The organism is Salinicola socius (assembly GCF_001937195.1).
In the GTDB taxonomy this organism is placed as follows: domain Bacteria; phylum Pseudomonadota; class Gammaproteobacteria; order Pseudomonadales; family Halomonadaceae; genus Salinicola; species Salinicola socius.
In genome coordinates this window covers 95,825-115,614 of sequence record NZ_MSDO01000019.1, presented here as the reverse complement: position 1 = coordinate 115,614, position 19,790 = coordinate 95,825, and the positions used below count along the sequence as shown (strand labels likewise).

The following is a 19,790-nucleotide window of genomic DNA, read 5'->3' as shown; positions in this document are numbered from 1 at the left end:
CTGGGTCAATATGCGTCGAAGGCGGCGCGAATCCAGTCGAATTCGAGCTTGGGAAGGCTTCCGGTTACGCCGACGACGTCGAAGCGGCAGGGGCATGATAGCCGCTGCGCATGAAGATAAAAACGCGCGGCCTTGATGATGCGGCGCTGTTTGGCGAGGGTGATCGTCTCCAGCGGGTCGCCATAGTCCGTGCGTTGTCGGTGGCGCACCTCGACGAATACCAGATTATCGCCATCCCGCATCACCAGATCGATCTCGCCACCCTTGGCATGCTGGTTGCTGGCAATCAGCGTCAATCCCTGCGTCTCGAGCCAGCGGGCAGCGGCCTGTTCGACCTGCTGACCGAGTTGCCGTCGATGGGGCGCGGGTGCCCGGTTGGCTGGATTCGGGCGATCAGTTGGCGTTGTCATCGTCGGCATCCATCGCGAATCCGTTCAGATCGCTATTGGACGAGTTCCGAGTGCTTTGCGGTGTCGCGTTGGCAGCGCCGTCTTCAGGCTTCGGCAGCGAGTCGGTCGATGTCGAGGGAGATGTCGTCAGTAGTGGTTGCGGCGATCCGGACTGGAACAGTGCCCATGGCAGCTTGCGCTGGATACGGCCATCGTCGCGAGCCTGCAGCGTGCCGGTCGCGCCGAAGATCTGGGTGTTTGGCAACGCCTGGATCAGCGGCAGGCGGCGGGCCAGTTCGTAAGCGTCGACGCCCATGGCATTGAGCTTGAGCAGGCCGGGGTCACCTTCCCCCACGAGCTGTTGGTAGGTGGAGGCGAAAGGCAAGGCGTCGGTGCCGCCAACGGCCGCATCCGGGATCATCCAGGGGATGTCGAGGAACTGTACGCCGTTCAGGTCATGGTCGGCCCGAGGTTGTGGCGTACCCTCGTAGAGATGGGAAGTGGCGTAGATGGGCAGGTTGCTGGCGTAGTAGAAATCCAGCGTCGGCGGCACCTGGCGGGCGTAGCTGGGCAGTGCCAGCAGGAACAGCATGTCCATGCTGGAGGGATCGCTGTTGAGCAGATTGCGCACTGCCGTGGCGACCGAGCCGGAAGGGTCGTAACTGACGACCGAGGCGACGCTGCCGCCATCGCTCTCCCACGTCTGGCGGAACGCCGCCAGAATGCGCGATCCCCACTCGTTGTCGGGCACCATGATGCCGGCCCGATGGTGACCGTCGAGATAGGCGCGCTGGGCGACCTGGCGCGCTTCGTCCTCCGCCGATAGGCCGTACTGGAACAGGTTGGTCGCCTGGTTGCGCGGATGCTCGCCGTAGTTGAGAGCGAGCGTGGGCAGGGGGACGTCGCTGCGGGTCTCGAGCTCGCTGACCTTGTCCTTGTCGAGGGGGCCGATCACTGCCTGGGCGCCGCTCATCGTCGCCTGGGCATAGAGGGCGTCGATGTTCTGCTGGCTGGAATCGATGAAGGTCAGTCCGGGGGTGCGCTCCCCCTGATTTCTCGCGTCGCTGGCACGGGTCTCCAGGCCCTGTCGGATCGCCGAGGCGATGTTGGCCAGCGGACCGCTGCTTGGCAGAAACACCGCGATCCGATCGATCTCATTGCCTTCGAGCTGACGCAACGCCGACAGATCCTTGGGAAGCCGACGATTGGCCGGATGATCCGGATAGCGGCTGCGCCACTGATCCAGGCGATCGAACAGGTTGGAAATATCGCCACCGCTGGTGCGGTAGAGTCGAGCCAGATCCACCCAGCCCTGGGTGATCGGATCGTTACCCGTTGCGGCCAGGGCGTTCAGCGCGGGCGGACTCAAGCTGGATAGCGGTGTCCAGATATCATCGTTCAGCTCGTAGGGCGCGTTGTTCCGCTGCAGATCGATCAGCAGCCTAGCCGCGGCTTCCGGTTCGCCGATCATGCTCAGCGCCATGCCTCGACGATAGCGCAGCGTCTGCCGGTCATCGGTGGACAGCTCGGTCGTGCTGTCGAGGATATCGGTGGCACGGATGACGCTCTGGCCATCTTTCTCCGCCAGTGCGCTATCCGATAGCACCATGGCCCAGCGGACCCGTTGGCCGCTGTCGAGCTGGCTGCTGTCGATCTGGCCGGCGATCTGGAGCGCCTGCGCCGTGTCGCCCTGGCGTGCTAGGATATCTGCCGCTTCGAGGCGGGAAGCCGCAGCCTGCTGGCCGCTCTGACCCTGGGCCTGTTCGAGCAGCTCCTGGGCGCTCGGGCCGCTGCTGCCCTGCATCATGTTCTGACCGGCACAGCCTGCCAGCACCAGGGTGGCCGCCAGAGGCAGGAGAAGTCGCCGCAGCGCGTAACGCATAATGTCTTTCCCTTTACTTGTTGAGAGGTCTGGCGCTGTCGGCACCGCTCATCGATAAGTCGATCATCGCTGGCCTGATCATCGCTGGCCTGATCGTCGGTGGCCGTTCCGCTCGGTCATCGATGATTCGATTGTCGAAGAGACGATTCTCGCGAGCGTTGCCCGCAGCGCCGGCCCGTTCCTGTTCCGCTGAAGTCTTGCAGCCCATGACGAACGGCCCTCGCCGCCCCGCGGAGGCTTCCTTGCCGAACTGAACATCGAGTCTGCCAGCGGCGGTCATCGATGTGAATGCATGTCAATCCGGATGGTACCGAATGAACGAGACAAAGGAAGGCGTATTGTACGTGGTCGCTACGCCGATTGGGAATCTTGAAGACTTGAGCGCCAGGGCTGGCCGGATTCTTTCCGAGGTCGATGCGATCGCTGCTGAAGACACGCGCCACACGCAGCGTCTGCTTCGGCATCTGGGCATCGAGCGTCCGCTGATTTCGCTGCACGAACACAATGAGGCGGCACGTGTCGACCAACTGAGAAAGCGTCTGGCCGACGGCGCGCAGCTGGCGCTGGTCAGCGACGCCGGAACCCCCTTGATCTCCGACCCGGGCTTCGTCCTGGTTCGCGAGCTTCGTCGAGCGGGCTGTCGCGTAGTGCCGATTCCTGGCCCTTGCGCGCTGGTCGCGGGGTTGAGTGCGGCCGGCCTGCCGACGGATCGGTTTACTTTCGAAGGCTTTCTGGCGGCCAAGTCCGGCGCGCGTCGAAAACAGCTGGAGGCGGGTGCGTCACGGGAAGAAACGCGAGTCTTTTATGAGTCGCCTCATCGGATTCGCGATCTGCTCGAGGATATCGCTGCGGTGGTCGGCGAGCGTCAGGTGGTGCTGGCACGCGAGCTGACCAAGACTTTCGAGACATTGCTCGATGGCTCTGCCACCGAGCTGCTGAGAATCATGGACGAAGATCCCGATCAGGCGCGGGGTGAGTTCGTGGTCATGCTGGCTGGCGCGCCCCGTCGTGAGGAGGCGGCCGACGACGTCGAGGGCACGGCCCTGATTCAGGCGATGCTGGCGGAGGGCGTTGCCGTGAAGAGTGCGGCAGCGGTCGTGGTGCGAGTGCTCGGTGGACGACGCAAGCATTGGTATCAGCTGGCACTGGCGCTGAAGTCCGACCCGTAGGTCGATAGCTGATGTTTTCGAGGTGACAGGGGGGCGTATCTCCGCTTCCTGGCCCGCGGGTGTCGGCGTTGGGCGACGGTTCGGCTCGATCGGTGAACGCATTTGCCCCGCACGGCAATGCTGTCTTGAGAGGGTTACGGGGTGCTGTTATTCTTGCGCGCTTGGGAGTCGGCCAGACAGTCGCCGCCGGCATTGCCGGGGGAGGAAAGTCCGGGCTCCATAGGGCAAGGTGCCAGGTAACGCCTGGGCGGCGCAAGCCGACGGCTAGTGCAGCAGAGAGTAGACCGCCTAAGCAGCGATTCGCTGCCGGTAAGGGTGAAAGGGTGCGGTAAGAGCGCACCGCGCGCCTGGCAACAGTGCGTGGCAAGGTAAACCCCACCTGGAGCAAGACCAAATAGGGATCCGTTGGCGCGGCCCGCGCTGGATCCGGGTAGGTTGCTCGAGAAACGTGGCGACGCGTTTCCTAGATGAATGACTGTCTTAGACAGAACCCGGCTTATCGGCCGGCTCCCTCTCCGATTTCCGCCGTTCGACACCGAGATCTGCATGCAGCACCGCGACAACGCTTCACAGGCATCCCCAGGCGGTGCGGCGAATGGTTCCGATTTTCGCCACACCAGCGTGCTGCTCGACGGGGCCGTGGAGGCGTTGATTCAATCCCCCTCCGGCGCCTATCTCGACGGCACCTTTGGTCGCGGGGGGCACTCCCGCGCCATTCTCTCGCGGCTCGACGCCCAGGGTCGGCTGATCGCGATCGATCGCGATCCCGCCGCGCTGCAGGTCGCTGCAGAGATCGACGATTCACGCTTGACGGTGTGTCGTGGCGTGTTTGCAGAACTGGACCGTCACGCCGAAGCGTGCGGCGTCCACGGCAGTCTGAGCGGTATTCTTCTCGATGTCGGCGTCTCCTCTCCTCAGTTGGACGATCCCGAGCGCGGGTTCAGCTTCCTGCGTGATGGTCCGCTGGACATGCGCATGGACCCGACCTCGGGCATGGGCGCTGCCGAGTGGGTCGCGCGCACCGACGATCAGGAAATGGCGCGGGTCTTCAAGACCTATGGCGAAGAGCGTTTCGCCAAGCGCATCGCGCGCGCCATCGTCGCGGCGCGACGGGAGGCGCCGATCGAGCGGACCCATCGGCTCGCCGAGATCGTCAAGGCAGCGCACCCTGCCTGGGAGAAGGGTAAGCATCCCGCGACGCGGGTCTTCCAGGCCATTCGCATTCATCTCAACGACGAGCTGGGCCAGCTGGAGCGGGCGCTGGCAGTTGGCCTGGATGCGTTGGAAACCGGGGGGCGTCTGGTCGTCATCAGTTTTCACTCGCTGGAGGACCGGCTGGTCAAGCGTTTCATCCGTGATCAGTCACGCGGGGATACGCATCTGCCACGTGGCATGCCGATCCGCGAAGACCAGCTCAACAAGCGGCTAAAGCCGGTAGGCAAGGCAATGCGTGCCAGCGAGAGCGAGGTCGAAGCGAACCCGCGCGCGCGCAGTGCGGTCATGCGCATCGCCGAGAAGCTGGGACCTGTCGCCGAGACGTCGAAATAAGGAGCAACATGGCCGTTCAAGGACGACGCAGTCTGCTGGAGGCCGGTGACTGGCCCTTTGCGCGACGCCTGGGAGTGCGCGCTTCATTGCTGGGTATCGTGATCATCGCGTTGCTGATAACGGCGCTGGCCATCATCAGCACGTCGCATCTGACCCGGGTGCAGTACGCCCGACTGCAGAAGCTGGAGAATCAGCGGGATTCGCTGCAGACGGAGTGGGGGCGCCTGCTCCTCGAGGAAAGCACCTGGTCCTCGCCGGCCCGCATCGAATCGTTGGCCAGCAAGCGTCTGAACATGCGCGTACCGAGTGTCGATGAAGTGAAGGTGATTCATCCATGAGTGCGGCAAGACGCGCCGCCACCGACAGGAAGCGCCGACCGGACGCACCGCTGGGAGCGGGGCGCTACTGGTTCATGCTGCTCGTGATTCTGGTGGCGCTGTCCGCGCTGGTGGGGCGTGTCGTCTATCTCCAGGTGATCGATCGCAGCTTCCTGCAGAATCAGGGCGATGCGCGCACCCTGCGAGTCGAGACCATCGGCGCTCATCGCGGGATGATCAGTGACCGCAACGGTGATCCGCTGGCCATCTCGACGCCCGTCGTCACGCTGTGGGCCAATCCGCAGGAACTGCCCAAGGATCCCATCCAGCAGACCCTGCTGGCGCAGGCGCTGAAGGTCGATCCCCGCCAGCTCGAAGACCGCATCGCGCGCTACGCCGATCATGAGTTCATGTATCTGCGTCGCCAGCTCACGCCCGCCGCGGCCAAACCGGTTCTCGATCTGCAGATGCCCGGCGTCTACTCCCGCGACGAATACAAGCGCTACTATCCGGCAGGGGAAGTGGCGGCGCAGCTCGTCGGCGTGACCAACGTCGACGACAAGGGGCAGGAGGGGCTGGAGCTTGCCTACAATCGCTATCTCACCGGTCAGCCCGGCAAGCGGCGCGTGCTCAAGGATCGCAAGGGGCATCTGGTCCGCGATCTGCACCTGATCGAAGAGGCCAAGCCCGGCGGCGATCTGACCCTGTCGATCGATCTGCGGCTGCAGTACATGGCTTATCGGGAGTTGGCAGCGGGGATCCGTCAGAACGATGCCGACGGCGGTTCGCTGGTGATGCTGGATGCGCGTTCCGGCGAGGTGCTGGCGATGGCCAACCTGCCATCCTACAACCCCAACAATCGCAGCGATGTCGATGTTCGCGGGCTGCGCAACCAGGCGATCACCGATGCCATCGAGCCCGGCTCGGTGATGAAGCCGCTGGCGATGTCGGCAGCCCTCGCTTCCGATCAGTTCACGCCGGAAAGCATCATCGATACCTCGCCTGGCTGGATGGTGGTGGATGGCTACACCATTCGCGATTTTCGCAACTACGGCAAACTCACGCCGGCGGGAAGCCTGCTGCACTCCTCCAATATCGGCATGTCGCACATTGCCCTGACGCTACCCAAGGATGCGATCTGGAATCGCTATCGCGAGCTGGGGCTGGGCCAGTCTCCCGGCACCGGTTTCCCGGGGGAGAACAGCGGCAGTCTGCCATCGCAGGTCAACCTTCCGCGCAGCGCCCAGGCGGCGATGGCCTACGGCTACGGTGTTGCCGTGACGCCGTTGCAGCTGGCGAGCGCCTATACCGCGATTGCCAACGATGGCAAACGGCTGTCGCCGTCGCTGCTCAAGCTCAATGGGGATCCGGACGGCGAGCAGGTGATTTCGCCGCGTATCGCCCACGAACTGCTGGCGATGATGGAAGAGATCGTTCAACCCAATGCGGGCGGGCATCTGGCGATGGTGCCCGGCTACCAGATCGCCGGCAAGACCGGCACGGTGCGCAAGGTGACCAGCACGGGGTATCAGGAAGTCGAATACCGCGGGCTGTTCGCCGGTATTGCCCCGGCATCCAATCCGCGTATCGTCACCGTGGTGATGATCGACAACCCCAAGAAGGGTGACTACTACGTTGGTCTGGTCGCCGCTCCGGTGTTCAGTCGCGTCGTCGGCAGCGCCTTGCGGTTGCTCGATGTCCCTCCCGATGCACCGTCCGACGGGGCGGAACAGGAGTCCAAGCCATGAGAATCGACACCGCGACGCTCGCGACCGCGTTGACCTCGCTCTGGCCTGAAGTCGCGAGACCTGAGCGACTGGCGTCCTGGCTACCGGAATCGTCTGACGCGACGCTGGTCCTGGATAGCCGACAGCTAAAGGCCGGCGAGCTGTTCGTGGCGGTGCCGGGAGTCGGAACCGACGGGCGGCAGTTCATCGGGGAAGCACTGCAGGCGGGCGCTGCGGGCGTGCTATGCGAGGCCGACGGGCTCGATCCCAAATGGCGGGCGGATGCGCGGGTGCTCGCCATGCCCGGGCTGACGCAGCAGCAGGCAGCGCTGGGTCGTCGGCTGTTCGACGTGCCGGAGTCACTGACGCTGATCGGAGTGACCGGCACCAACGGCAAGAGTTCGGTGACCCACTATATCGCCGCGCTGCTGGAAAGACTCGGTACCCCGGCCGGCGTGATCGGTACGCTAGGGTATGGTCGGCCCGGCGCGGTGCGCCCCGCAGTGCAGACCACGCCGGGTGCGCTGGCGCTGCAGCAGATGCTGGGTGAAATGGCGATGGATGGGGTCGGCGTCGTGGCGATGGAGATTTCGTCTCATGCGTTGGCACAGGAGCGACTGGGCGATACCCGAATCGACGCCGCCGTCTTCACCAACCTGAGTCGCGATCATCTCGACTATCACGGCAGCATGGCGGCTTACGCGGCGGCGAAGGCGCGACTGTTCAGGCGCGAGACGCTAAAGCTGGCGGTCGTCAACGGCGACGATCCGCTGGCGCGGCTGATGTTGGCGGGTCTGCGGCAAGGGGTCAGGGTGTTGGCGACCGGTAGCAGCGACGCCACGACGCTGCGTGTCGTCGACTGTGAAAGCTTGCCCAATGGCCTGCGCGCTATCGTCGCGACACCCGACAACGAGGGCGTTCTCGAACTGCCGTTGATGGGGCGTTTCAACCTCGACAATACGTTATCGGCGATGACGACACTCTACGGGCTGGGATACTCGCTGGAATCGCTCTGGCAGGCCGCCGCACAGCTGCAGCCGGTGCCGGGGCGCATGCAGCGATTGCCGTGCGGGGCCGATGCCACCGCGCCCATCGTGGTGGTGGACTATGCGCACACTCCGGATGCGCTGGAGAACGCGCTGTCCGCCTTGCGCGCGCATCTGCCGAGCCAGGACGGTGGCGAGCTCTGGTGCGTGTTCGGTTGCGGCGGTGATCGAGATAGCGGCAAGCGTCCGCTGATGGCCGGCGTGGCCGAGAGGCTGGCAGACCGCATCGTGGTCACCGATGACAATCCGCGCAGCGAGGATCCGGCATTCATCCGTGACCAGATCGTCGCTGGCTTGTCGCCAGCGGCGCAGGCGCTCGTCTGGTCCGTCGATGGCCGACGTCGGGCGCTCGAGCGCGTCATCGAAGCGGCCAGACCCAACGATATCGTGCTGATCGCCGGCAAAGGCCACGAAGACTATCAGGAGATCGCCGGCGTGCGGCATCCGTTCAGCGATGTCGATGTCGCGACCTCGCTATGTCAGGTGCGGGAGACAACCGCATGAGCGACAAGCTCAGCGCTGTTGCCGCGCGTCTCGGCGCCTCGCTCAAGGGGGCAGACGCCGCGGTGATGCGGATCGTCACCGATACCCGAGCGCTTCTGCCCGGTGACCTGTTGGTGGCGCTGCAGGGCGAGCGTTTCGATGCCCACGATTTTCTGGCCCAGGCGCGTGAAAAAGGCGCGATCGGCGCCGTTGTGTCATATCCGGTGGATGACCCGTTGGCGCAGATCCAGGTGCCGGATACGCGTCTGGCGCTGGGGCTGCTGGCGCGGGCGCACCGGCTCGCCTGGGACGGCAAGTTGATCGCGGTGACCGGTAACAGTGGCAAGACCACGGTCAAGGAGATGCTCGCCTCGATACTGAGCCGGCGCTCGCCGACGCTGGCGACGCGGGGCAATCTGAACAATGACATCGGTGCGCCGCTCACGCTGCTCGAGCTCACCGCCGAACATCGTTATGCGGCGATCGAGCTGGGTGCCAATCACCTGGGCGAAATCGCCTGGACCACGGCGCAGGCGAGGCCGCAGGTGGCCGTCATTACCAATGTCACCGGCGCGCATGTCGGTGAGTTCGGCGGCATGGGGCAGATCGCGCAGGCCAAGGGCGAAATTCTGGCCGGGCTGTCGATCGACGGTTGCGCCGTTCTCGATCGTGACGAGACCTATTTTCCGGTCTGGCGGACGCTGTCGGGGCGGGCTCGAGTCATCGACTTTGCCATCGACGCTGATGCCAGCGTCATGGCCCGCGATCTGGCTTGTGACTCTGGCGGGCGTTATGCTTTCACGCTTTGTTTGCCGGGCGAAGCGTCGGTCCGTATCGCGCTTTCGTTGATGGGCCGGCACAACGTGCGCAACGCCCTGGCCGCCGCGGCCGCCACCTATGCGCTCGGCTTCGGCGCCGCGGAAATCGCGACCGGCCTCGAAGCTTGCCGCAGCATGTCCGGGCGAATGCAGGTGGTCAAAGGTCTACGCGGCGGGGTCGTCATCGACGATAGCTATAACGCCAACCCCGGTGCGATGCGAGCGGCACTTGAAACGCTCGCGTCGCTCCCCGCCCCGCGCTGGTGCTTCCTCGGCGCGATGGGTGAGATGGGACGCGATTCCGAACGGTTACATGCCGAGATCGGGCGATGCGCGCTCGATCTCGGTATCGATTTTCTGGGCACGTACGGGGAACCGGCACGTGCCGCAACCGAGGCCTTCGGTCACGAAGGCCATCATTTCGATGACTGGGCAACGCTCGAGCGTTTTGCACAGGATCAGCTTCCTTCCCGGGCCAGCGTGCTGGTCAAGGGTTCGCGCAGTGCCGGCATGGAAAGACTCGTCGCCGCGCTGCGTGATGATGCCTCAAGGTGAATCTGACTCATGCTGCTTTTTCTGGCTGAACTGCTGACCCATTTTCAAAGTGCTTTCAATGTTTTCGGATACCTGACGCTGCGCGTGATTCTGGGCACGCTGACGGCGCTTTTCTTGAGTCTGTGGATGGGTCCGCAGATGATCAAGCGTCTGGTCGAGCGCCAGATCGGCCAGGCGGTGCGTGACGATGGCCCGCAGTCGCATCTGTCCAAGGCAGGAACGCCGACCATGGGCGGCGCGTTGATCCTGGTCTCCATCGCGGTCAGTACACTGCTGTGGGGCGATCTGACCAACCATTACGTGTGGCTGGTGCTGGCGGTGACGTTGGGTTTCGGCGCCATCGGCTGGGTCGACGACTTCCGCAAGGTGGTAGAGAAAAATCCTCGCGGGCTACCGGCACGCTGGAAGTATTTCTGGCAGTCGGTGATCGGCCTCGGCGCTTCGCTGATTCTCTATTTCACCGCGGCAAGTCCGGTCGAGACCAGCTTGATCGTGCCGCTGTTCAAGGATGTGGTGATTCCGCTGGGTGTGTTCTACATCGTGCTGAGTTACCTCGTCATCGTGGGGAGTTCCAATGCGGTCAACCTGACCGATGGTCTCGATGGCCTGGCGATCATGCCGACGGTGCTGGTCTCGATGGGGCTGGCGGTATTCGCCTATGCCAGCGGCAACGCCGTCTTCGCCAATTACCTGCATATTCCGGAAGTGCCCGGTGCCGGTGAGCTGGCCGTGTTCTGTGGCACCATCGCCGGCGCGGGGCTTGGATTCCTGTGGTTCAACACTTATCCCGCCCAGGTGTTCATGGGCGATGTCGGTGCGCTGGCACTGGGCGCGGCGCTGGGTATCGTCGCGGTGATCGTGCGCCAGGAGATCGTGCTGTTCATCATGGGCGGCGTCTTCGTGATGGAGACGGTCTCGGTCATCCTTCAGGTCGGTTCCTACAAGCTGACCGGGCGGCGTATCTTCCGCATGGCACCGTTGCATCACCACTTCGAGCTCCAGGGCTGGCCGGAGCCGCGAGTGATCGTGCGGTTCTGGATCGTCACCGTCATGCTGGTCCTGCTGGGACTGGCGACGCTGAAACTGCGTTGATGTCATGACCGAACAGGTGCCTGCCAAGTCGGCCTCGACGTCTCTGAAAGTCTCTGCTCACCCGCCCGCGACGCCTTGGCTGGTGGTCGGGCTGGGCATATCCGGCCGCGCCATCGCCCGTTTTCTGACGCATCGGGGCGAGCGATTCATGCTCGCCGACACCCGAGTCTCGCCGCCCGGCATCGAGGCGTTCCGGGCGTCGTTCCCGGATGTCGAGATCCATCTCGGCAGCCTTGACGCCCTGGACCTGCGCACGTTCGACGACATCGTCGTCAGCCCCGGCGTCGATCTCGAGGCGTCCGGCTTGAACAGGGTGCGGGAGCGCGTCCTCGGCGAGATCGCGCTGTTCGCTCGCCACTGCAGGGCGCCGATCGTGGCCATCACCGGGTCGAATGCCAAATCCACCGTGACCACGCTGGTCGGCGAGATGGCGCGGCGGGCCGGTAAGCGTGTGGCCGTGGGCGGCAACCTGGGAGACGCCGCGCTGGATCTGCTGATCGATCAGCCCGACACCGAGCTTTTCGTGCTGGAGCTCTCGAGCTTTCAGCTGGAAACGCTCGAGGGACTGGGGGCGATCTGCGCCGCTTTCCTGAATTTGTCCGCCGATCATCTCGATCGACATGGAGACATGGCCGGCTATCGTCAGGCGAAGGCGCGTGTTTTCGAGGGCGCGGCGCACGTCGTCGTCAATGCCGACGATGCGGCCACCTGGCCCGACGACACCTCGATCCCTTGCGAGCGGTTCACCACACGAACGCCGGCAGGCGGAGCTTGGGGCATCTCGGACCTCGAAGGCGACGAGTGGCTGTGCCATGGCCGGAAACCGCTGATGCCGGTTAGCGAACTGCGTCTGGCTGGGCGTCACAATCAGGCCAACGCGCTGGCGGCCCTGGCGATCGGGCATGTCATCGGGATACCGCAGGCGCTCATGCGTGATGTACTGGACCGTTTCGCCGGCTTGCCGCACCGTGGCGAGATCGTGGCCGAGCGCGGCGGGGTGCGCTGGATCAACGATTCCAAAGGCACCAACGTTGGCGCAACGCTGGCGGCGATTGCCGGCCTTGGCGAGACCCTGACCGGCCAATTGATCTGGATCGGCGGCGGTGTCGGCAAGGGGGCGGACTTCACGCCGCTGGCGGCGCCGCTCGCGCAACACGCCCGCGAAGCGATCGTTTTCGGGCAGGACGCGCCTCAGCTGGTGGCGGCGCTGCAGGATCGGGTGGCAACGCATCGCGTCGATACGCTGGCACAGGCCGTGCAGCGGGCGGCATCGATCGCCGAGGCCGGAGATTGCGTGCTGCTGTCGCCGGCCTGTGCGAGTCTCGATCAGTTTCCCAACTACATGGCGCGCGGCGAGGCGTTTCGCGCGCTTCTTGACCAAGGGCAGCTCGAACAAGGGCAGGAAGCCGAATGTTGAAAGCCATGGTGAAGACGTCGCAGGCGCGGCTGACCACGCGACATCAGTCATTCGACGGCTGGCTTTTGCTGTCGACGCTGTCGTTGATGCTGATCGGCTGGGTGATGGTGACCTCCGCCTCTACCGAAATCGCCGCCAGTCTTACCGGCAACCCATACTACTTCAGCATTCGTCACGGCATTTTCGTGCTGGCGTCGATCGGCGTCGGGCTGGTGGCGGTACGCCTGCCGCTGGACTGGTGGCGTCAGAAAGGGCCGCTGATGCTGATCGTGGCGCTGTTGCTGTTGTTCACGGTGCTGATCGTCGGCCGCGAGATCAACGGCAGCCGGCGCTGGATTTCGCTCGGCATCATCAACGTTCAGGCGTCGGAAGTCGCCAAGCTGTGTCTGATCGTTTACGTCGCCGGCTATCTCGAACGTTTCCTGCCGGAGGTGCGTCGGAGCTGGGGCGCGTTCATGCGACCGCTGGCGGTCATGGCGCTGATCGGTTTTCTGCTGATTCTCGAGCCGGACTATGGTGCGGTCGTGGTATTGACCGGCTGCGTCATGGGCATGCTGCTGCTTTCGGGGGCGCCGCTGTGGCGGTTCCTGCTGATCCTGGCCATCGTCGGCTCCGGCGCGGTCATGCTGGCGGTGGCGGAGCCCTATCGTCTGCAACGCATCACCAGCTTCGCCAATCCGTGGGCGGACCAATACAACACCGGCTATCAGCTAACCCAGGCGCTGATCGCCTTCGGTCGTGGTCACTGGTTCGGGCTGGGGCTTGGCAATAGCGTCCAGAAACTCTTCTATCTGCCCGAGGCGCATACCGATTTCGTGTTTGCCGTGCTTGCCGAGGAACTGGGATTGTTCGGCGCCGTGGGAGTCATCCTGCTGTTCGCACTGCTGGTGTTTCGCGCTTTCCGGATCGGGCGCAAGGCCGAATTGGCCGGTATCCCGTTTGCGGCGTATCTCTGTTACGGGATCGCTCTGGTGATCGGGGCCCAGGCATTCATCAACATCTCGGTGAGTTCCGGCATGCTGCCGACCAAGGGCTTGACGCTACCGCTTTTGAGTTATGGTGGCTCGAGTCTCATCATTAGCGGGATCATGATGGCGATACTGTTTCGCGTCGACGTCGAGGTCAGACGGCTGCAGCGGCGGCCGAAACCCTCGGCCGGAAGCGAAGATGACACCCGGCCCCCGGGCGAGGCGGTGGAGCCGACCCTATGAGCGAACTGAAACGGGTACTGATCATGGCTGGCGGGACGGGAGGGCACGTGGTCCCGGCGCTGTCGCTTGCCAAGGCCCTGAGCGATCGCGGCGTGGCTATCGAGTGGCTGGGCAGCCCGCGGGGAATCGAGAATCGTCTCGTTCCCGCCGCCGGCATCCCGCTCAATCGGATCGAGATCGCTGGCTTGCGCGGCAATGGCCTGGCTGGATGGCTGGCGATTCCGTGGCGTTTGACGCGCGCCGTCTGGCAGTCGCGCCAGGTGATTCGTCGTTTCGACCCCCAGTTGGTCGTCGGTCTGGGGGGATTCGCCAGCGGCCCCGGCGGTCTGGCCGCACGCTTGAGCGGCAAGCCGTTGGTCGTGCACGAGCAGAACGCCGTCGCCGGATTGACCAACCGCTCGCTCGCCCGTCTGGCCACGCGCGTCTATGCGGCGTTTCCCGGGGCCTTTCCCGGCGACAGGGCCGAGGTGGTGGGGAATCCGGTGCGCGAGGATATCGCCGCGTTGGGCGAGCGGCCCAGGACCGCGGCGCAGATGAGTGGTCGCGCCCTGCGGTTGCTGGTGCTGGGCGGCTCGCTGGGCGCGCAGTCGCTCAACCAGAAATTGCCGGTGGCGCTGGCGTCGCTGGAGCCGGCAGCACGTCCGCAAGTGCGGCATCAGGCCGGGCGGGACAAGGACGAGGTCACCCTTGAAGCCTACCGTTCTGCGGGTGTCGAGGCGGAGGTCAGCGCCTTCATCGACGAGATGGCCGAGGCCTATGACTGGGCGGATATCATCGTCTGTCGCGCCGGCGCGCTGACCATTGCCGAACTGACGGCGGCAGCCAAGCCGTCGTTGCTGGTGCCATTTCCGCACGCGGTCGATGATCATCAGACCCACAATGCGAGCCATCTGGTCGATGCCGGTGGCGCGGAGCTGATACAGCAATCCGAGCTCACCCCCGAGCGTTTGCAGGCGGCGCTCGAGTCACTTTTACAGCCCGACGTGCTGGCGCGGATGGCCGTCCAGGCACGCCGGGTAGCCCACCTCGATGCCGTCGAACGCCTGGTCGACGGCTGCATGGAGATTGGTTTTGAGCGATAGCATTCAGACACGCCCGGCGCGCTCGCATCTCGGCATGCGGCGCATTCGTGGCATTCATTTCGTGGGGATCGGTGGCGCCGGCATGTGCGGTATCGCCGAAGTCCTGGTCAACGAAGGCTACGCGGTCAGCGGCAGTGACCTGCGCGAGTCGGCGGTCACCCACCACCTGCGAGAGTGCGGGATCCGAGTGGCCATCGGACACGCGGCGGTCAATGCCGAGGGCGCCGACGTCATCGTGGTGTCGACCGCGGTCGATCCGACCAATCCGGAGATCCAGTGGGCCCGCGAGCATCGTATTCCGGTCGTGCGTCGCGCCGAGATGCTGGCCGAGCTGATGCGGTTTCGTCACGGTATCGCGGTTGCCGGCACGCATGGCAAGACCACCACCACGAGCCTGCTTTCGACGTTGTTCGCCGAAGCGGGGCTCGATCCCACTTTCGTGATCGGCGGCAAGCTGACCAGCGCGGGCACCAACGCGCGACTGGGATCCGGCGACTTTCTGGTCGCAGAGGCCGATGAATCGGACGCTTCCTTTCTGCATCTTCAGCCGATGACGGCCATCGTCACCAATATCGACGCCGATCACATGGCGACCTATGACGGCGATTTCTCGCGGCTGAAGACGACCTTCATCGAATTTCTGCACAACCTGCCGTTCTATGGGCGTGCCGTGCTGTGTCTCGACGATGACAATGTGCGTGAATTGCTGCCCCAGGTTCAGCGCCAATTCGTGACTTACGGCTTCAGCGAAGACGCCGATTATCGAGTGCGGGATTTCCACCAGACGGCCGACACCATTCGATTCGTCGCCGAACGCCCTGACGGCTTCGCCTCGTTGAAGATCACGCTGGCCATGCCGGGCACCCACAATGCATTGAACGCGCTGGCTGCGATCGCCGTGGCGACCGATGCCGGCGTCGGCGACGACGACATCGTCAAGGGGCTTGCGTCGTTCGGGGGCGTCGGTCGACGCTTCCAGGTGCATGGGCATTACCCGCTTCCCGAAGGGGGCGAGGTGATGCTGGTGGACGACTATGGCCATCATCCGCGCGAGGTGGAAATGGTCATTCGGGCGGTGCGTGCCGGCTGGCCGGAGCGTCGTCTGGTGATGATCTATCAGCCTCATCGCTATACCCGTACCCGGGATCTGTACGAGGATTTCGTCAGGGTTCTCTCCGGTGTCGACACGCTATTGCTGCTGGACGTCTACAGTGCCGGCGAAGTCCCGATTCCGGGAGCAGAGGGCAAGATGCTGGCAGGGTCCATTCGCCAACGAGGCCAGGTCGATCCGCTGTTCATCGAGAAGAAATCGGCGTTGCCGGATATTCTCGCGCGAGTGCTACGACCGGGCGACATCCTGATCACGCAGGGTGCCGGTGATATCGGCGGCATCGCGCAAGGGCTCGCTCACGCCGCGCTGAAGCTCGACGAGGTGCTCCTTTGAGTCTGTCGAGACGTCGCTGGTCCTGTCTCGCCATCGTCAAGACAGGACAAACGTCATGAATTCCAGCGCCCGGGGTACTCTGCTCGGCGTACTCATGATCGTGGTGCTCATCGGCGCCGGCGGCAGAGCACTATGGTTGTGGTTGGACAAGCCCATTGCTCGCGTGTCGATCAGCGGCGATTTGAATTACGTGAGTGCGAGTTATCTGCAGAAAGAGCTGGCGCCCCTGGTGCGCGGGCATACCTGGCTCTCCCTGTCATTGACCGATCTGCGCAACGAGGCACGCCAGATCGGCTGGCTGCGAGAGGTCACCGTGTCGCGCGAGTGGCCCAACACGCTGCGCTTTGTGCTCTACGAACAGGATCCAGTAGCCCGTTGGAATGATGAACAGCTATTGAACACCCGCGGTCAGCCTTTCGCGCCCGGACCGGTAAGTGATTTCGGCCGCCGCCTGCCGGATCTTGGCGGGCCCGCCGGATCGGGGAGAGAAGTGCTCGGCTACTACGACTCCCTACGTCGCGCACTGGCGGAGCTGGGCCTTTCGATCACCCAACTGAGGCTGGAGCCACGTGGCGCCTGGCGCTTTCAGGTCAATGATGGTGTCTGGGTCATTCTCGGACGTACGGACTTGGATGCACGACTGGCACGTTTTATTGCTGCATGGAAGCGACAGTTGGGGCAAGAGGCGTCGCAGATACGCTACATCGATCTTCGTTATCCCAATGGTGTTTCGGTGGCCAAGCATGGCGAAACGACGACTGTCTCCAATGATTAGTCTGCACCCCGCCGTCAGTTAAGCTTGCCCCGAGCCCGCAGTTGGCGCCGTCTCGGCGCCTCCTATCCCGCAAGAAGTGCGCCCGGTGGAAGTCGATATCCTGCTCGTCGTCGCACGCTTAACCTTCACGATCGGCGCGTTCCGCCATGTCGAGGGGGCTTAATTAGCCCTCAGACTCTTTCCCTATTTCCCTTTTAAAGAAAAAGCGCTTAATGTGGCTTTTGTTTCACCAATGGGCTGGTGAAAAAGGTCGTCTTGTTCCTATAATAAGCGCGAATCTTTATTGGCCCATTTTTATTCGGTTTATCGGTCAAGTTTGAGGAGCGACCCCGACCTATGGCAGGACAATCCAACGCTTCCAATATGGTGGTCGGGCTGGATATCGGAACATCCAAGGTGGTCGCCATCGTGGGTCAGCCCACTGATGATGGCGGGTTGGAAATTGCCGGGATTGGCTCGCATCCTTCGCGAGGTATGAAGAAGGGTGTGGTGATCAATATCGAATCAACCGTTCAGTCGATTCAGCGCGCCGTCGAAGAAGCCGAACTGATGGCTGGCTGCGACATCCATTCCGTCTACGTCGGCATTGCCGGCAGTCACATCAGTTCCATGAACTCCGATGGCGTCGTGGCGATCAAGGAGCGTGAAGTCGCGCCCGCGGATATCGATCGTGTCATCGATTCCGCCCGTGCCCGTGCCATTTCCGAAGGCCAGCGTGTACTCCACGTCATCCCGCAGGAGTTCGCGATCGATACCCAGGAGGGCATCCGCGAGCCTCTGGGCATGTCCGGCGTGCGGCTGGAAGCGCGCGTGCATCTGGTGACGGCGGCGATGAATGCCGTCCAGAACATCGAGAAGTGTGTGCGGCGTTGCGGTCTGGAAGTCGACGACATCATTCTCGAGCAGTTGGCCTCCAGTCATGCGGTATTGACCGAGGACGAGCGCGAACTCGGCGTCTGCATGGTCGATATCGGAGGCGGCACGACCGACATTGCGGTGTTCACCGAAGGCGCCATTCGTCACACCGCGGTCATTCCGATCGCCGGCGACCAGGTGACCAACGACATCGCCATGGCGCTGCGTACGCCAACCCAGTATGCCGAAGACATCAAGGTCAAATATGCCTGCGCGCTGACACAGCTGGCGAGCAGCGACGAAATGATCAAGGTTCCCAGTGTCGGCGATCGTCCGGCGCGGGATCTCTCCCGCCAGGCTCTGGCGGAAGTGGTCGAACCCCGTTATGAGGAACTCTTCACTCTGGTGCGCGAAGAACTGCGTCGCAGCGGTTACGAGGATCTGGTGGCGGCCGGGATCGTGTTGACGGGGGGGACTTCCCGAATGGAAGGGGTCGTGGAGCTGGCGGAGGAGATATTCCACATGCCGGTTCGTATCGCTTGCCCGTACAATGTCCGCGGCTTGGCGGACGTGGTGCGCAACCCGATTTATTCGACAGGGGTAGGTTTGCTACTCTACGGAATGAAAGACGCCAAGCACTCTCGCGCAGTATCAGCCCAGCCTCAACGGGAAGTTTCACTTCCCCGGCGCGCAACCAGGGATGAGGTTTCGACGCTGGAGCGACTCAAAGGCTGGTTTAAAGGAAATTTCTGACAGGCCGCAAGCGGTCTTGGAGACGGGGCAATGTTCGAACTAGTAGATAACGCACCTTCTAGTAGTGCAGTCATCAAAGTCATCGGTGTCGGCGGCGGCGGCGGTAATGCCGTCAACCACATGGTCGAGAGTAACATCGAAGGCGTCGAGTTCATCTGCGCCAACACCGATGCCCAGGCGCTCAAGCGCGTGGCGGCCAAGACCGTGCTTCAGCTGGGTAGCGAGATCACCAAAGGGCTGGGCGCGGGCGCGAATCCGGATGTCGGTCGCCAGGCGGCGATGGAAGATCGCGATCGCATCGCGGACATGCTGCAGGGTGCGGACATGATCTTCATCACGGCCGGCATGGGTGGCGGTACCGGTACCGGCGGCGCGCCCGTCGTTGCTCAGGTCGCCAAGGAGCTCGGTATTCTGACTGTCGCGGTCGTGACGCGCCCGTTCCCGTTCGAGGGACCGAAGCGCATGCGTGCGGCGGAAGAGGGAATGAAAGAGCTTTCCGAATATGTCGACTCGCTGATCACCATTCCCAACGAAAAGCTGCTGTCGGTATTGGGCAAGAATGCCAGTCTGTTGACTGCATTCAGCGCCGCCAACGACGTGCTGCTGGGCGCCGTTCAGGGCATTGCCGAACTGATCACCAGCCCCGGTATCATCAACGTCGACTTTGCCGACGTGCGAACGGTGATGTCCGAAATGGGCATGGCGATGATGGGGACCGGTGCCGCGACTGGCGAGAATCGCGCTCGCGAAGCTGCCGAGAAGGCCATTCGCAGCCCGCTGCTGGAAGATATCGATCTGCACGGCGCGCGCGGCATTCTGGTCAATATCACGGCCGGCCCGGATCTCTCCATTGGTGAATTCAATGATGTCGGTGCGACGGTTCAGGAGTTCGCTTCTCAGGACGCTACCATTGTCGTAGGCACGGCCATCGACATGGAAATGTCGGACGAGCTGCGCGTGACCGTGGTCGCCGCTGGCCTGGATGCCCAGAAAGAAAAAGCGGTGCCGCGCGAGACTGTCGCTTCACGTCCCGAAACGACCGACTACCGCAAGCTTCAGCAGCCTGCCGTGATGCGCCAGCAAGCCGCGCGTGCCGAGCAGGAAGCTGCTGCCAAGAAGTCGCCTCAGGATAAGCGCAAGACCTCCGATATGGACGACTATCTGGACATTCCGGCCTTCTTGCGTCGTCAGGCTGATTGATCGGTTAACCGCCGATCATCATTCTGT

16 protein-coding genes and 1 other RNA gene are annotated in these 19,790 nt (G+C 63.5%); 15 read left to right on the top strand and 2 right to left on the bottom strand.

Going from position 1 to position 19,790, the window contains the following annotated elements; genetic code table 11:
- Positions 1–5: 5 nt before the first annotated feature.
- Positions 6–410 (bottom strand): YraN family protein, encoded by a 405-nt coding sequence (locus BTW07_RS12900; RefSeq protein ID WP_075570578.1) that lies wholly within the window; start codon positions 408–410, stop codon positions 6–8.
- Positions 394–2,271: a penicillin-binding protein activator gene (locus tag BTW07_RS12895; protein WP_075570577.1), complete on the bottom strand. Its 1,878-nt coding sequence runs from the start codon at positions 2,269–2,271 to the stop codon at positions 394–396. Before BTW07_RS12895 ends, BTW07_RS12900 begins: the two co-directional genes overlap by 17 nt.
- Before the next feature lie 314 nt (positions 2,272–2,585).
- Between BTW07_RS12895 and rsmI the strand changes: the two genes are divergently transcribed.
- The 15 genes from rsmI to ftsZ all read left to right on the top strand — a co-directional run bounded on the left by rsmI (position 2,586) and on the right by ftsZ (position 19,763).
- Positions 2,586–3,440, top strand: a complete 855-nt coding sequence (gene rsmI, locus BTW07_RS12885) for a 16S rRNA (cytidine(1402)-2'-O)-methyltransferase (RefSeq protein ID WP_075570575.1) — start codon at positions 2,586–2,588, stop codon at positions 3,438–3,440.
- 164 nt (positions 3,441–3,604) lie between these two features.
- Positions 3,605–3,955, top strand: an RNA gene (gene rnpB / locus BTW07_RS12880) — RNase P RNA component class A.
- Positions 3,956–3,986: 31 nt separating this feature from the next.
- Entirely contained in the window at positions 3,987–4,988 is a 1,002-nt protein-coding gene (rsmH, locus tag BTW07_RS12875) for a 16S rRNA (cytosine(1402)-N(4))-methyltransferase RsmH (protein ID WP_075570574.1), read from the top strand.
- A gap of 8 nt (positions 4,989–4,996) precedes the next feature.
- Positions 4,997–5,326 carry a cell division protein FtsL gene (gene ftsL / locus BTW07_RS12870; protein WP_075570573.1) on the top strand — a complete coding sequence of 110 codons (330 nt, stop codon included), beginning with the start codon at positions 4,997–4,999 and terminating at the stop codon, positions 5,324–5,326.
- Positions 5,323–7,053 carry a peptidoglycan D,D-transpeptidase FtsI family protein gene (locus BTW07_RS12865; RefSeq protein WP_075570572.1) on the top strand — a complete coding sequence of 577 codons (1,731 nt, stop codon included), beginning with the start codon at positions 5,323–5,325 and terminating at the stop codon, positions 7,051–7,053. The genes ftsL and BTW07_RS12865 overlap by 4 nt, the downstream gene beginning before the upstream one ends.
- Positions 7,050–8,582, top strand: coding sequence for a UDP-N-acetylmuramoyl-L-alanyl-D-glutamate--2,6-diaminopimelate ligase (locus tag BTW07_RS12860; protein WP_075570571.1), 1,533 nt, complete (start codon positions 7,050–7,052; stop codon positions 8,580–8,582). Before BTW07_RS12865 ends, BTW07_RS12860 begins: the two co-directional genes overlap by 4 nt.
- Complete coding sequence (locus tag BTW07_RS12855; protein ID WP_075570570.1) at positions 8,579–9,934, top strand: UDP-N-acetylmuramoyl-tripeptide--D-alanyl-D-alanine ligase; 1,356 nt, start codon at positions 8,579–8,581, stop codon at positions 9,932–9,934. Before BTW07_RS12860 ends, BTW07_RS12855 begins: the two co-directional genes overlap by 4 nt.
- A 9-nt stretch (positions 9,935–9,943) precedes the next feature.
- On the top strand, positions 9,944–11,026 hold the full coding sequence (mraY, locus tag BTW07_RS12850; RefSeq protein ID WP_075570569.1) for a phospho-N-acetylmuramoyl-pentapeptide-transferase: 1,083 nt from the start codon (positions 9,944–9,946) through the stop codon (positions 11,024–11,026).
- 4 nt (positions 11,027–11,030) lie between these two features.
- Positions 11,031–12,443, top strand: a complete 1,413-nt coding sequence (murD, locus tag BTW07_RS12845; protein ID WP_083941843.1) for a UDP-N-acetylmuramoyl-L-alanine--D-glutamate ligase — start codon at positions 11,031–11,033, stop codon at positions 12,441–12,443.
- Positions 12,437–13,654: a putative lipid II flippase FtsW gene (ftsW, locus tag BTW07_RS12840; RefSeq protein ID WP_232823869.1), complete on the top strand. Its 1,218-nt coding sequence runs from the start codon at positions 12,437–12,439 to the stop codon at positions 13,652–13,654. The genes murD and ftsW overlap by 7 nt, the downstream gene beginning before the upstream one ends.
- On the top strand, positions 13,651–14,736 hold the full coding sequence (gene murG, locus BTW07_RS12835; RefSeq protein ID WP_075570568.1) for an undecaprenyldiphospho-muramoylpentapeptide beta-N-acetylglucosaminyltransferase: 1,086 nt from the start codon (positions 13,651–13,653) through the stop codon (positions 14,734–14,736). The genes ftsW and murG overlap by 4 nt, the downstream gene beginning before the upstream one ends.
- Before the next feature lie 34 nt (positions 14,737–14,770).
- Positions 14,771–16,180 carry a UDP-N-acetylmuramate--L-alanine ligase gene (gene murC, locus BTW07_RS12830; RefSeq protein ID WP_232823877.1) on the top strand — a complete coding sequence of 470 codons (1,410 nt, stop codon included), beginning with the start codon at positions 14,771–14,773 and terminating at the stop codon, positions 16,178–16,180.
- A gap of 55 nt (positions 16,181–16,235) precedes the next feature.
- The gene (locus tag BTW07_RS12825) at positions 16,236–16,955 is read left to right on the top strand and encodes a cell division protein FtsQ/DivIB (protein WP_075570566.1); all 720 of its coding nucleotides are present in this window, start codon (positions 16,236–16,238) and stop codon (positions 16,953–16,955) included.
- Positions 16,956–17,291: 336 nt separating this feature from the next.
- Positions 17,292–18,563, top strand: a complete 1,272-nt coding sequence (ftsA, locus tag BTW07_RS12820) for a cell division protein FtsA (protein WP_075570565.1) — start codon at positions 17,292–17,294, stop codon at positions 18,561–18,563.
- Positions 18,564–18,593: 30 nt separating this feature from the next.
- Positions 18,594–19,763 (top strand): cell division protein FtsZ, encoded by a 1,170-nt coding sequence (gene ftsZ / locus BTW07_RS12815; protein ID WP_075570564.1) that lies wholly within the window; start codon positions 18,594–18,596, stop codon positions 19,761–19,763.
- Positions 19,764–19,790 lie beyond the last annotated feature (27 nt).

Excerpts from the sequence above, each read along its gene's own strand:
- BTW07_RS12900 (WP_075570578.1), bottom strand. The coding sequence starts at position 410 with ATGACAACGCCAACTGATCGCCCGAATCCAGCCAACCGGGCACCCGCG.
- BTW07_RS12895 (WP_075570577.1), bottom strand. The coding sequence starts at position 2,271 with ATGCGTTACGCGCTGCGGCGACTTCTCCTGCCTCTGGCGGCCACCCTG.
- rsmI (WP_075570575.1), top strand. The coding sequence starts at position 2,586 with ATGAACGAGACAAAGGAAGGCGTATTGTACGTGGTCGCTACGCCGATT.
- rsmH (WP_075570574.1), top strand. The coding sequence starts at position 3,987 with ATGCAGCACCGCGACAACGCTTCACAGGCATCCCCAGGCGGTGCGGCG.
- ftsL (WP_075570573.1), top strand. The coding sequence starts at position 4,997 with ATGGCCGTTCAAGGACGACGCAGTCTGCTGGAGGCCGGTGACTGGCCC.
- BTW07_RS12865 (WP_075570572.1), top strand. The coding sequence starts at position 5,323 with ATGAGTGCGGCAAGACGCGCCGCCACCGACAGGAAGCGCCGACCGGAC.
- BTW07_RS12860 (WP_075570571.1), top strand. The coding sequence starts at position 7,050 with ATGAGAATCGACACCGCGACGCTCGCGACCGCGTTGACCTCGCTCTGG.
- BTW07_RS12855 (WP_075570570.1), top strand. The coding sequence starts at position 8,579 with ATGAGCGACAAGCTCAGCGCTGTTGCCGCGCGTCTCGGCGCCTCGCTC.
- mraY (WP_075570569.1), top strand. The coding sequence starts at position 9,944 with ATGCTGCTTTTTCTGGCTGAACTGCTGACCCATTTTCAAAGTGCTTTC.
- murD (WP_083941843.1), top strand. The coding sequence starts at position 11,031 with ATGACCGAACAGGTGCCTGCCAAGTCGGCCTCGACGTCTCTGAAAGTC.
- ftsW (WP_232823869.1), top strand. The coding sequence starts at position 12,437 with ATGTTGAAAGCCATGGTGAAGACGTCGCAGGCGCGGCTGACCACGCGA.
- murG (WP_075570568.1), top strand. The coding sequence starts at position 13,651 with ATGAGCGAACTGAAACGGGTACTGATCATGGCTGGCGGGACGGGAGGG.
- murC (WP_232823877.1), top strand. The coding sequence starts at position 14,771 with ATGCGGCGCATTCGTGGCATTCATTTCGTGGGGATCGGTGGCGCCGGC.
- BTW07_RS12825 (WP_075570566.1), top strand. The coding sequence starts at position 16,236 with ATGAATTCCAGCGCCCGGGGTACTCTGCTCGGCGTACTCATGATCGTG.
- ftsA (WP_075570565.1), top strand. The coding sequence starts at position 17,292 with ATGGCAGGACAATCCAACGCTTCCAATATGGTGGTCGGGCTGGATATC.
- ftsZ (WP_075570564.1), top strand. The coding sequence starts at position 18,594 with ATGTTCGAACTAGTAGATAACGCACCTTCTAGTAGTGCAGTCATCAAA.